The organism is Neorhizobium populisoli (genome assembly GCF_019430945.1).
Classification (GTDB): Bacteria; Pseudomonadota; Alphaproteobacteria; order Rhizobiales; family Rhizobiaceae; genus Neorhizobium; species Neorhizobium populisoli.
The window spans coordinates 148,889-161,461 of the sequence record NZ_JAHYCB010000001.1 but is presented as its reverse complement, the minus strand read 5'-3'; the positions used below and the strand labels follow the sequence as shown (position 1 = coordinate 161,461).

Here is a 12,573-nt window from a genome sequence, read left to right as displayed (position 1 = left end):
TCCATAGCTAAATACTTGTCGGCGACAAACGATAAGATGTTAAAAAACAAGAGACATCAAAGCGTCATGGAACCACGGGGTGGCATGATGAATGGCAGGGCTCCTGCGCTGGATAACTCGCCTCTCGCTACAGCTACCCGCCTGCCGAGCGCTGATATCAACCGCCCGTCACACTCATGTGCCGCGCCACCGCCGGCCTGTTGTGCGTACGGTCGATGATGAAGTCGTGGCCCTTCGGCTTGCGGCCGATGGCCTCGTCGATCGCGGCGGAGAGGTAGTCGTTGTTGTCGGAGGCGCGCAGTGGGGTGCGCAGGTCGGCGGCGTCGTTCTGGCCTAGGCACATGTAGAGCGTGCCGGTGCAGGTGAGGCGCACGCGGTTGCAGCTTTCGCAGAAATTATGGGTCATCGGCGTGATGAAGCCAAGACGGCCGCCGGTTTCCTTGACTTCGACGTAGCGGGCAGGGCCGCCGGTCTTGTAGGGGATGTCTTCCAGCGTGAACTGCTGTTCGAGGTCGGCGCGCAGCTTGGACAGCGGCAGGTACTGGTCGGTGCGGTCTTCGTCGATCTCGCCCATTGGCATGGTTTCTATGACGGTCAAGTCCATGCCGCGGCCATGCGCGAAGCGGATCATCTCGGGGATTTCGAACTCGTTGAAATCCTTCAGTGCCACGGCGTTGAGCTTGATCTTCAACCCGGCCTTCTGCGCGGCATCGATGCCTTCCATCACCTTGGAAAAATCACCCCAGCGGGTGATCGCCTTGAACTTGGCGGGATCGAGCGTATCGAGCGAGACGTTGATGCGGCGCACGCCGCAATCGTAGAGCTCGTCGGCATAACGGGCGAGCTGCGAACCGTTGGTCGTCAGCGTCAGCTCGTCGAGCGTGCCGTTGCCGATATGGCGGCCGAGCTCGCGGATCAGGAACATGATGTTCTTGCGCACCAGCGGCTCGCCGCCGGTCAGGCGCAGCTTGCGCACGCCCTTGGCGATGAAGGCGGAACAGAGCCGATCGAGCTCTTCGAGCGTCAGCAGGTCTTTCTTCGGCAGGAAGGTCATGTTTTCCGCCATGCAATAGGTGCAGCGGAAATCGCAACGGTCGGTCACGGAAACGCGCAGATAGGTCACCGCCCGGCCAAACGGGTCAATCATCGGCGCCGTATCCGACACCAATGGCGAGGCTCCCTGAAGCGGTCCCAAGAAACTGTTCACGTGGCAATTCTCCCTTGCCCACAACGTGGGGGCTTCGAGGCGCTGCGTCAAGTGTATGACAATATACCAAGGCTCATTTCAAAGCCTGGCACGGCAATCATAAAACGGCTTGCGGCAGAGCAATTCAGCTCATAACCATCTGCCGCATGAATGACAATCGGGAGTGCCTGATATGAGCGATCTCTGGCCGACGGAATTGCGGGTCTCGAAAGACCGGCAGACGCTGAACATCACCTTCAACGACGGGCAGGCGTTTCCAATTCCCGCCGAGATGATGCGGGTGCTTTCGCCCTCTGCGGAAGTGCAGGGGCACGGGCCGGGCCAGAAGGTCACCGTGCCGGGAAAACGCGACGTCGGTATCCGGGCGGTGACACCGACCGGCAACTACGCGGTACGCATCGGCTTCGACGACGGGCACGACAGCGGCATCTTCACCTGGACATATCTTCGTGAACTCGGCGAACGGGGAGTTGAACTGTTTGCCGAATACGAACAAGAGCTTGCAGACAAAGGCCTGAGCCGTGATGCTAGGCGCTAGGGTTCAATAGAAGAGGGGTAGAGCATTGGCGGCTGAAGGATATTCCAGCGATCTCGTGCAGGTTGTCGTGCTTTTGGGCGCAAGCGTCGTGGCGGCGCCCTTGTTCAAGCGGGCAGGGCTCGGTTCGGTTCTGGGGTATCTTGCGGCAGGCCTTGTTATCGGTCCCTTCGGCCTCGGCTTCTTTGCCGACTCGCAGGCGATCCTGCATGTCGCCGAACTCGGCGTGGTGATGTTCCTGTTCATCATCGGTCTTGAAATGCAGCCCTCGCGACTCTGGGGCATGCGACAGGATATTTTCGGGCTCGGCGCGTTTCAGGTTCTGGCCTGCATTGCAGCCTTGACCGGCGTCGGCGTCGCCTTCGGCTTTCCCTGGGCACCGTCCTTTGTGGCAGGCACGGGCTTTGTCCTGACCTCCACGGCGATCGTCATGCAGATGCTGCAGGAGCGCAATGCGATGTCCTCGCTGAAGGGCCAGCGCATCGTCGCGATCCTGCTCTTCGAAGACCTCGCCATCGTGCCGCTGCTGGCGCTTGTCACGCTTCTCTCCACCACAGGGGCGACGGCCACCGCATCCGAGCGATGGATGCAGATCGGCATCGCGATCGCTGCGGTTGCCGCCCTGGTTCTGGCCGGGCGTTATCTCCTCAATCCGCTCTTCCGCTTTCTGGCATCGTCAGGCGCGCGTGAGGTGATGACGGCGGCCGCACTGCTCGTCGTGCTGGGATCGGCGCTCCTGATGCAGCTCAGCGGCCTCTCCATGGCCATGGGTGCCTTTCTCGCGGGCGTGCTTCTGTCGGAATCGGCCTTCCGTCACCAGTTGGAGGCGGATATCGAGCCGTTTCGCGGCATCCTGCTCGGCCTGTTCTTTATGGGCGTCGGCATGGCGATCGATCTTTCCGTCATCGCCGCCAACTGGCAGCTCGTGATCGCCGGCGTCATCGCCTATATGGTGGTGAAAGCGCTGGCCATCTATGCCGTCGCGCGGGCGCTCAAGACCTGCCATGCCGAAGCCTTCGAACGGGCGACGCTGATGGCGCAGGGCGGCGAATTCGCTTTCGTGCTGTACGCCGCAGCCCTTTCCGAAGGCATTATCGATGCCGAGGCCAATGCCATCCTGACGGCGACGGTGATCATCTCCATGGTGCTCACGCCGCTGATGGTCATCCTGCATGACCGCATGGCACCGGCCAAGGCGCCGGACACGGATGGTTTGACCCTCCCGGAACATGTGGAAGGTTCGGTGCTGATGATCGGCTTCGGGCGCTTCGGCCAGATCGTCAGCCAGCCGCTGCTAGCCCGCGGCTACAAGCTGTCGATCATCGACATGGATGTCGAATTCATCAAGGATGCCGGCGATTTCGGCTTCAAGGTCTATTATGGCGACGGCTCGCGGCCGGATATTCTGCATGCCGCAGGCGCAGCCCACGCCAGGGCCATCCTGCTGATGATCGACGACAAGGAAATGGCGGTCAAGGCGGCCGAGATCATCAGGCACGAATTCCCGCTGACGCCGCTCCTGGCGCGCGCCTATGACCGCGGGCACGCGATCGACCTCATCCATGCCGGCGTCGATTTCCAGATCCGCGAAACCTACGAATCGGCGCTGACCTTCGGCGAGGAAGTGCTGCATGTGCTGGGCGAGGAGCCAGAACTGGCGGCCCGCGTGGTCGAGGAGTTCCGCTCCGTCGATGAGGAACGCTTCGCCATGGAACTGGTCGGCGGCATTTATGCCGGACGTTCGCTCATCCGCGGCAATGCCAGCCCCGCCGACCTTGTAGCCGCCAAGACAGGCCGCGAGCGCGAAAGGCAGGCGGCCGAAGAGGCCGCGGCAGAACTCAGCGGCCAGCCAACCTGATCTTGTATCCGCGGTTCAGGCCGTCTCCGCCTCATCGTCGAAATCGGCATGCAGCCGGACGATCAGGCGCTCCATCGATTCGGCCATCGCCATGCACTGTTCGAGCGGCTCTTCGGAAAGCGTACGCTCGATCAGCGACGTCTGGATCGCCATGGCAGATTGGGTCACCCTGCGGCCTTCTTCGGTAAGATAGAGGCGCAGCACGCGCTTGTCCTTCTTGTCGCCGCGGCGTTCGATCAACCCGCGTTTTTCCATCTGCGGCAGCGTCATGCTCATGTTGGAGCGGCCGACGAGAAGCTTGCGGGCCAGCTCCTGCTGCGAAATGCCCTCGAAACGAAAGAGGTTGATCAGGATGTCGAGATGCGGCGGCTTGATGTCGAGTGTCGCAAGTTCGCGTGTCAGCACCGTCTGCATCAACTGACACGCACGCGCCACGGCGATCCAGCTGCGGAAACGCGGGTGATCCCAGGGAAGGCTGCGGGCATCGGAGGGCAGGGCTTGATTTTTGTTCATTGTTGTACTTTATTGTTCAAGATTGAACTTTATTGGATTTTCCCACTATGGCAAACTTTGCGCTGAAGGTCATCCGTCTGGGCTTTTCCTTGAGTGGAAGCCTGTTCCCGCATACCACGGCAAAGCTGGCGTTCACGCTGTTCTGCCGAACGCCGTCCAGACGTCCGAAGGGCGAGAAGGCAGCCGCTATGGAGGCGGAGGGCCGGCGCAAACTGGCCGAAGCGCAGAAGATTCCCTTCGTATCGGGCTCCTCGACGGTGATGGCCTATCGCTTCAACGGTGACGGCAGGCCAGGGCGCCCACGGTGTCTCGTCGTCCACGGCTGGGGCTCCAACGCGGCCTATATCGCGGCGCTGCCGACCGGTCTCGCAGCTAACGGCGCTGAGATTGTCGTGCTGGACTGGCCGGGACACGGTCTTTCCAGCGGCCGTAGCCTCAACATGCGCCAGGCCGTCGAGGCCGCCATCGAGGCGGAGCGGCGTTTTGGTCGTTTCGATGCGGTTGTCGGCCATTCCTTCGGCGGCGCATGCCTGATGCTCGCCATCGGCGGCGTGTTCAAGGCCGCCGGTTCGATCTCTCCGGACAAGGCGGTGGTGATCGGCGCGCCGAGCCATATCCATTGGCTGTTCGACGATTTCGCAGCCATGGTCGGCCTGTCGTCGCGCGTCAAGCAATTGCTGATCCGCCATACGGAAAAGATCGCCGGCGCTCCGCTCGATGATTTCGATACGGTCGCCGTGGCAACCCGCCGCGATATCCCGCTGCTCGTCGTGCATGCGGAAGACGACAAGGAGGTTGCCGCCAATCACGCACGCCGTTTCGACGGCAGTGCGGCTGCCCGGCTTCATTGGGCAAACGGCCTCGGACATCGCCGGATCGTCAGCGACGGCGGTGTCATCGACACGATCGCCGCATTCCTGGCGGAGGCGTCGAAACCGTCCAGTCGGCTGTCCGACGGAGATGCTGCGGCTTGATCGACTCCTGGTGTCATCCTAGTGTCATCGCAGCCGGATAGGGGCCGGTCGAAGGCGAGGGCAGGGCATGACCATCATCACATCCATCGACGAGCTGAAGGCGATCTACGACGGCGTATCGGAGGCCTCGCTGGTGAAGGTCACGAAGACCCTCACCGCCGAATACCGGCAGATGATCGAGGCCTCGCCCTTCGTGGCGCTGGCGACCGTCGGGCCTGAGGGGCTGGATTGCTCACCGCGTGGTGACCTCGGCGGCGCGGTGCGTATTCAGGACGATGCGACGCTGCTTCTGCCCGACTGGCGCGGCAATAACCGGATCGACTCGCTGCTCAATATCGTTCGAGATCCGCGTGTCGCACTGATGTTCCTGGTGCCGGGTTCCAACACGACGATGCGCATCAATGGCCGCGCCGTGGTGTCGGTCGATCCGGATTTGTTGAACAGTTTCGAGATGGATGGCCGGCATCCGCGCAGCGTTACGGTTGTCACGCTTCAGGAAGTCTATTTCCAATGCGCCCGCGCAGTGATGCGCGCCGAGCTATGGAATCCGGAACGTTTCGTCGATCCGAAAACCTTGCCGACGCCGGGCACCCTGCTGAAGGCTGCCAAGGCGGATTTCGACAAGGAGACCTATGACCGCGAATGGCCGGAACGCGCCGCCAAGACCATGTGGTAAAGGTCGTTCCGAGAACCGGAAAAACGAAAACAAAAAAGGGCGCCATTGGCGCCCGTTTTTTTGGCCTTTGCCTGCCGATCAACGTTTGTAGATCAGCCAGCCCTTGCCGATATAGTCCTTCTTCATCCCGTCCTCAAACAGGATCGAGCGGTTACGCCCAGCATTCTTGGCGTGATAGAGAGCGGTGTCGGCGCTGGCATACAATTCGCCCGGATCTGTCGCCTGCGAGCCCATGGCGAAACCCAGCGAGATGGTGACCGTGCCGTAATCGACGCCGGAGCGCGAGTTGCGGAAGGTGCGGGTCTCCAGCGCGCGGCGCACCCGTTCGCAGATGATCATCACTTCTTCGGGCGTGTTGCCCTCGACGATCATCGCGAATTCCTCGCCGCCGGAACGGGCGACGAACACATCCTTGCGGACGTTGGAGCGGATGACGGAGGCAACGGTCGCGAGGATCTTGTCGCCGACAGGATGGCCGTAGGTGTCGTTGATCTTCTTGAAATTGTCGATATCGGCCAGAACCAGCGCCGTGACCGGCAGGATGGCGGAATTGTCATAGGTGGTCGCCAGCCGTTCGTCGAAGGCGCGGCGGTTGGCGATCCGGGTCAGCGAATCGGTATTGGCGATCCGCTTGTATTCGTCGAGTTCGCGGCGGACCTGGTCCATTTCCTGGCTGCGCTGCACGACGCCGCCGACGGTCTTTTCGCCATGCGCCATGGTCGTGCCCGTGGCTTCGCTGAGGAGCGAAAGGGCATTGGTCAGGAGGTCGGTCGAGAAATTGTTCTTCGAGCTGATGCGTTGCGCGGTTTCGCCGAGCAGCTTGCTGTAGCTTTCAAGCGAGCTCTGCTCCTGGCGCAACAGCTTCAGAAGGGAATCGAGTTCGACGAGCAGCTTGCTATGCGCATCCTCGATCACCATCGCCTGGCCGGTGCCGAGGTAGCGGTGCGCAAGTTCGTCCAGTTCTTCCTGCGTGGCGCGGCTGCCGAGACCGGCCAGTTCGCGCGTCAGATCGGGGTTGGAACCGATATAGGCTTCATAGAAGAGCTGGTAATTGCGCGGGATCGGCGCGACACCCATGGATCGCACCGCGTAAATAATCTGACTGATCAGATCGTTGGATTGCGCTTTCGGCGCCGTTGCCGTCGTCATCGACGATCCCCACTTGTTCCCACCCGCATGCAATAAGCGGAATTAGTATGTGAAAAATGTTGGAAAAGAATTAAGGGGTAGCTGCGGAACGCTCTATTCTTAAATTTATTTGGCATCGCTGAAATAATGTTTTTCTATCAGAAATGATGGACTTACGGACAACCGGACGCAATCTCGGTTAGTACTTTATGAATGTGATTGGTTGTCGTGATTGATCGATTTTGATGTTGTTCCAAGAGAAAGCCCCGCCGTAAAAAACTGCGGGGCTTCCTCTCAACTGTAATTGATTTTGGTTATTTCGGGCCGATCATGTTTTCGGGACGAACATACTGGTCGAATTCTTCATTCGTCAGGTAACCGCCGCCGACAGCCTCTTCGCGAAGCGTCGTGCCGTTCTTGTGTGCCGTTTTGGCGATCTTGGCGCAGATGTCGTAGCCGAGCTTGCTGTTGAGCGCCGTTACCAGCATCAGCGAGTTTTCCACGCCGCGCTTGATATTGTCCTCGCGCGCCTCGATGCCGACGACGCAATTGTCGGTGAAGGACACGGCGGCATCGCCAAGCAGCTGCACCGACTGCAGGAAGTTATAGGCCATCATCGGGTTGTAGACGTTGAGTTCGAAATGGCCCTGGCTGCCGGCGAAGGTCAATGCCGCGTGATTGCCGAAGATGTGGGCGCAGACCTGGGTCAGCGCTTCCGACTGGGTCGGGTTGACCTTGCCCGGCATGATCGACGAGCCCGGCTCGTTTTCCGGCAGCGACAGTTCGCCGAGGCCCGCGCGCGGGCCGGAACCGAGGAAGCGGATGTCGTTGGCGATCTTGAACAGCGCTGCGGCCGCCGCATTGATGGCACCATGGGCAAAGACCATCGAGTCGTGGGAGGCAAGCGCTTCGAACTTGTTCGGCGCGGTGACGAAGGGCAGGCCGGTGATCTTGGAGATTTCGTTGGCGACCTTTTCGGCAAAACCGATCGGCGCGTTGAGGCCGGTACCGACCGCCGTGCCGCCCTGGGCGAGCTTGGAAAGCGAAGGCAGCGTCAGTTCGATATTGGCGATCGCCGAGCCGACCTGCGCGGCATAACCGGAGAATTCCTGGCCGAGCGTCAGCGGCGTGGCATCCTGCGTATGCGTGCGGCCGATCTTGATGATGTGCGAGAAGGCCTTGACCTTGGCTTCCAGAGCTTCATGCAGGTGCTTCAGCGACGGCACGAGGTGACGCACGATGGTTTCGACGCAGGCGATATGCATCGCCGTTGGATAGGTGTCGTTCGACGACTGGCTCATGTTGACGTGATCGTTCGGATGAACCGGCTTCTTGGAGCCCATCACGCCGCCGAGCATTTCGATCGCCCGGTTGGAGATCACCTCGTTGGCGTTCATGTTCGACTGGGTGCCGGAACCCGTCTGCCATACGACGAGCGGGAAATGGTCGTTGAGCTTGCCGTCGATGACTTCCTGCGCGGCATCGATGACCGCCTTGCCGATCGCGGCATCAAGACCGGCCAGTTCCATGTTGGCACGGGCGGCCGCCTGCTTGACGATGCCGAGGGCGCGAACCATCGGCAGCGGCTGCTTTTCCCAGCCGATCTTGAAGTTTCCGAGCGAGCGCTGGGCCTGGGCGCCCCAATAACGGTCGCTTGCTACCTCGATCGGGCCAAACGTATCGGTTTCGGTACGGGTCGCTGCCATTGTCGCTGCCTCTTCTGCTCGTGATCTCTGCCGGGTCAGAAAATTTCAACAACGCGTTACCGCGTCGGCGCCGGCCGGCGGCATTACTATACGATTGAAGCGCCGCTGCAAGACACGGAAATGTCCTTTTTGGTACGTTTTAGGCGTGCCTTTTATGACACTCGGATCGGAATTATGCAGTTGAATCCGAGCGCTGTCCGTCGGGCTCTTCGCAGGCGTGAATAAAAATTTAACGAATATTTTCTTAACGTTCCCGTCACGCTCCGGTATGTTTTTACCGATGGTTCGAACAAGTCGGGCAGCCGGGCGTTTCTTTCCATCCCTCGCGCGATCGGTTAGATGGCGTGATACATATTCGAGCCCGCGGATCAGTCCCGCGGATGCAGGTGACGGGGACGACATTGCAGCACAAACACAAGAAAACTTCGATCGCGCTGGCACTCGTGTCGGGCATTTCGATTTTTACCGGAGCAGCCGCTCCCGCCCATGCCATTACGCTCATGGATTTCATTCGCGGCGGTCCGGGCAATGACCGCGGCCGTCAGCCGAGCAACAATCTGCCGGGCGTCGATACCGGCACCGGCCGCACCGCAGCCATGCCGAGCGAAAAGTCGCTCGCCGATCCCGAGCCTTTGCCGAAAGTTTCCGGCCCCCGTTATTATCCCTACAAGGCTGATGCCGAACGCGCTGTGAAGACCGCAGGCTTTGCCGCGGCAACTGCAACGGACGCAACGCGTTTCCTGGCCCAGGCCAAGGTTTCGGCCCCGGCAGAGGTCGCCGCGGCGCTCGAAGCGTTCTACGGCAAGACCGTGGAGCCGGTCTGGATTTCCGGCGGCGACGTCAACGACAAGGCGAGGGGCGTTCTCGCCCTCTTCCAGCGCGCCGGCGAATTCGGTCTCAATCCGGCCGATTACGCGTTGACGGCTCCGGCGCTGACGACCGCGAGCACCACTGCGGCGGATGCGCCAGCCACTCTGGTCAACGCTTCGGCGACCACCGCTCCGGTGGCATCCCCGGCAGATGCTCATGACCGCGCCATGATGCAGTTCGAGCTTGCCCTGTCGGAAAAGGTTCTGACCTTCGCCGAAGACATGGTGCGCGGCCGCATCGATCCGAACAGGATTTCCGGTTATCACGATTTCAAGCTCAAGGACGTCAAGCTTGCGACGGTCCTGCCGTTTTCGAAGGACGGCACGGATGCGGCGGCCTATCTGCAGGGTCTCGAGCCGAAAGGCCCGCAATACGTGGCGCTGAAGGCCGAGCTTGCCAAGCTGCGCGCCGCGGCGACCGATACCAGCCCGAAGATCGCCCTGCCGGACGATATCCTCCTGAAGCCCGGCAAGAGCAGCCCGGATCTGGCGAGCATCATTGCAGCCATCCAGCACACCGGTTCTGAAGCGCTGAAGACCAAGCATGCGGCAACCCTTGCTGCCTATCAGCAGACCCCGGACTACACGCCGGAACTGGTGGACGTGGTGAAGACCTTCCAAGCCGAAGCCGGTCTGAAGGCGGATGGCGTGATCGGCAATGCGACGGTGCGCAAGATGGTCGGCCACACGTCGCAGGACAAGATCGAGAAGGTCGTCGTCGCCATGGAACAGGCGCGCTGGTTGCCGGACGATCTCGGCCAGCGGTATGTGTTCATCAACCAGCCGGCCTACACGGTCTATTACCACGACAAGGGCGCCGAGCAGTTCTCCATGCGCGTCGTCGTCGGCGGCAAGGCGAACCAGACCTATTTCTTCCAGGACGAGATCGAGACCGTCGAGTTCAACCCTTATTGGGGCGTTCCGCAGTCGATCATCATCAACGAAATGCTGCCGAAGCTGCGCGCCGACCCGAGCTATCTCGACCGTCTCGGCTACGAGGTTTCGGTCGGCGGCAAGGCGGTCTCCTCGACCAGCGTCAACTGGTACGGCTCGACCGACAAGGTCTCCGTGCGCCAGCCGCCGTCGAGCGACAATGCGCTGGGCGACCTGAAGATTCTCTTCCCGAACAGCCATGCGATCTACATGCATGACACGCCGTCGAAGAGCTTCTTCCAGCGCGACATGCGTGCGCTGAGCCATGGTTGCGTGCGCCTTGCAGAGCCGCGCAAGATGGCGGCTGCCGTGCTCGGCACGACGGTCGACGACGTCAACGCCCGCATCGCCAACGGCCAGAACGTCGCCGCCAAGGTGCCGGTGAGGATCCCGGTCTACGTATCGTATTTCACCGCCTGGCCAAATAAGGTCGGTACGGTCGAATATTTCGACGACGTCTATGGCCGCGATACTGCCGTGGAAAAGGCATTCGACGCGACAACCAAGGCGCGCTCGGTCTAGGGCTGAGCCTCTATCGGACAATGAACACGAAAAAGGCGGCCAATGGCCGCCTTTTTCTGTGACTGGCTTTGAGTGAGGATATCAGCTGGCTGCCGCAGCTTTCGATGCGCCGGCAAGCAGGCCGCGGATGACCTCGACGGTCAGCTGGTCGTAGCTGCTGATGATATGGCTCGGATTGAGCGTTTCGACGGCGACGTCCGAATAACCAAATGTGACTGCGACGGAAGGGATGCCGGCATTCTGGGCGGCCCTGATGTCGCTGATGCTGTCGCCGATCATGACAGTCATCGCCGGATCGCCGCCGGCACGCTCGATCGTGCCGAGGATATGCCCGGCATCCGGCTTGCGGACGGGGAAGGTGTCGCCGCAGGTCATCACCTCGAAACGTTCGAGAAGCCCTAGTCCCTCCATCAACGGAAAGGCGAGCGGCTCGATCTTGTTGGTGCAGACTGCCAGTTTCATGCCGGCGGCGGAAAGCCTGTCCATGCAGTCGATCACGCCGGTGTAGGGCTTGCTGCGGCCCGGCATGCCGTCCTTGTAATGCTCCATATAGCGGTCGAAGAGCCGATCTTCGGTCGCCTGGTCGAGCGCCAGTTCGCGAAGCTCGAAGGCGCGGCGGATCATCACCCGCACGCCCTGGCCGACCAGATGCGTGATGTCCTCGAAGGTGAAGGGCGCCATGTCGACCGCTTCGACCGTGTAGTTGAGGCTGTCGATCAGGTCGGGTGCAGTATCGATCAGCGTTCCGTCGAGATCGAAGATGACGAGAGGGGTGGTCAATGAAACCTCGCAGGGCTTGGTCGGCAAAGTGTCCGATTACGGAAAGCTGCCGGGAAAAGCAAATATGCGAGATTCGCGACAGCCTTAAAACCCGGGTAAAGGGACTTTCGTTTGCCGGGCGAGGCGTGTAAACAGCGTTCGGCGAAACGATGGGGAGCTTTTGGCGGATGGACGCCCGGGAAATGAAGGTCAAGGCAGCCGAGGCCGCATTGGCCCATGTCGAAGACGGCATGAGGCTTGGTATCGGCACAGGTTCGACGGCGGAGGAATTCGTGCGCCTGCTGGCTGAAAAGGTGCATGGCGGCATCAGGGTCGAAGGCGTGCCGACATCCGAGCGCACCGCACGGCTCTGCGTCGAGCTCGGCATTCCGTTGAAATCTCTCGAAGAGCTTCCGGAACTCGACCTGACGATCGACGGAGCCGACGAGCTGGATGCCAACCTGACCCTGATCAAGGGCGGCGGCGGCGCTTTGCTGCGCGAAAAGATCGTTGCGGCGGCATCCGGCCAGATGATCGTCATCGCCGACGAGACCAAGCTCGTCGACACGCTCGGCAGGTTTCCCTTGCCGATCGAAGTCAATCCGTTCGGTCTGGCCGCGACGCGCATCGCAATCGAGCGTGCGGCTGAAAAACTCGGCCTTTCCGGCGATCTGAAGCTCAGAATGTCCGGTAACGATAACTTCATGACGGACGGCGGCCACTACATTTTAGACGCATCTTTTGGCCGCATTCCTGATGCAGAGGCTCTCTCAGGGGAGCTGAATTCCATTCCCGGTGTCGTTGAACACGGGCTGTTCATCCATATGGCGTCCTTTGCGATCATTGCCGGCCCGGCAGGAGCGCGGACGCTCAAGGCGAAATAAACTAGGAGC

At 60.9% G+C, this 12,573-nt stretch carries 11 protein-coding genes; 6 read left to right on the top strand and 5 right to left on the bottom strand.

Annotated elements, in window-relative coordinates; genetic code table 11:
* Window positions 1–157: 157 nt before the first annotated feature.
* Entirely contained in the window at window positions 158–1,147 is a 990-nt protein-coding gene (gene moaA / locus KX729_RS00735; protein ID WP_246617368.1) for a GTP 3',8-cyclase MoaA, read from the bottom strand.
* Window positions 1,148–1,379: 232 nt separating this feature from the next.
* Between moaA and KX729_RS00730 the strand changes: the two genes are divergently transcribed.
* Both KX729_RS00730 and KX729_RS00725 read left to right on the top strand, forming a co-directional pair.
* On the top strand, window positions 1,380–1,745 hold the full coding sequence (locus tag KX729_RS00730) for a gamma-butyrobetaine hydroxylase family protein (RefSeq protein ID WP_219740546.1): 366 nt from the start codon (window positions 1,380–1,382) through the stop codon (window positions 1,743–1,745).
* 25 nt (window positions 1,746–1,770) lie between these two features.
* Window positions 1,771–3,600, top strand: a complete 1,830-nt coding sequence (locus tag KX729_RS00725) for a monovalent cation:proton antiporter-2 (CPA2) family protein (RefSeq protein WP_219740545.1) — start codon at window positions 1,771–1,773, stop codon at window positions 3,598–3,600.
* A 15-nt stretch (window positions 3,601–3,615) separates the two neighbouring features.
* Here the strand turns inward: KX729_RS00725 and KX729_RS00720 are convergent, their stop codons facing one another.
* The gene (locus KX729_RS00720; protein WP_219740544.1) at window positions 3,616–4,113 is read right to left on the bottom strand and encodes a MarR family winged helix-turn-helix transcriptional regulator; all 498 of its coding nucleotides are present in this window, start codon (window positions 4,111–4,113) and stop codon (window positions 3,616–3,618) included.
* Window positions 4,114–4,160: 47 nt separating this feature from the next.
* Here KX729_RS00720 and KX729_RS00715 point away from each other — a divergent pair, with 47 nt between their 5' ends.
* A complete protein-coding gene (locus KX729_RS00715) occupies window positions 4,161–5,087 on the top strand; it encodes an alpha/beta hydrolase (RefSeq protein WP_219740543.1) in 927 nt (308 codons plus the stop codon).
* Between the two features lie 67 nt (window positions 5,088–5,154).
* Complete coding sequence (locus KX729_RS00710) at window positions 5,155–5,763, top strand: pyridoxamine 5'-phosphate oxidase family protein (protein ID WP_219740542.1); 609 nt, start codon at window positions 5,155–5,157, stop codon at window positions 5,761–5,763.
* Window positions 5,764–5,841: 78 nt separating this feature from the next.
* Here KX729_RS00710 and KX729_RS00705 read toward each other — a convergent pair whose 3' ends face one another.
* The gene (locus KX729_RS00705) at window positions 5,842–6,912 is read right to left on the bottom strand and encodes a GGDEF domain-containing protein (RefSeq protein WP_219740541.1); all 1,071 of its coding nucleotides are present in this window, start codon (window positions 6,910–6,912) and stop codon (window positions 5,842–5,844) included.
* 293 nt (window positions 6,913–7,205) lie between these two features.
* Window positions 7,206–8,597 carry a class II fumarate hydratase gene (gene fumC / locus KX729_RS00700; RefSeq protein WP_219740540.1) on the bottom strand — a complete coding sequence of 464 codons (1,392 nt, stop codon included), beginning with the start codon at window positions 8,595–8,597 and terminating at the stop codon, window positions 7,206–7,208.
* 380 nt (window positions 8,598–8,977) lie between these two features.
* Here fumC and KX729_RS00695 point away from each other — a divergent pair, with 380 nt between their 5' ends.
* On the top strand, window positions 8,978–10,921 hold the full coding sequence (locus tag KX729_RS00695; protein WP_219740539.1) for a L,D-transpeptidase family protein: 1,944 nt from the start codon (window positions 8,978–8,980) through the stop codon (window positions 10,919–10,921).
* Window positions 10,922–11,002: 81 nt separating this feature from the next.
* Here KX729_RS00695 and KX729_RS00690 read toward each other — a convergent pair whose 3' ends face one another.
* A complete protein-coding gene (locus KX729_RS00690; protein ID WP_219740538.1) occupies window positions 11,003–11,701 on the bottom strand; it encodes an HAD family hydrolase in 699 nt (232 codons plus the stop codon).
* Between the two features lie 167 nt (window positions 11,702–11,868).
* On the opposite strand from KX729_RS00690, the gene rpiA reads away from it, so the two are divergent.
* Window positions 11,869–12,564 carry a ribose-5-phosphate isomerase RpiA gene (gene rpiA / locus KX729_RS00685; protein ID WP_219740537.1) on the top strand — a complete coding sequence of 232 codons (696 nt, stop codon included), beginning with the start codon at window positions 11,869–11,871 and terminating at the stop codon, window positions 12,562–12,564.
* The last annotated feature ends 9 nt before the right edge of the window (window positions 12,565–12,573 follow it).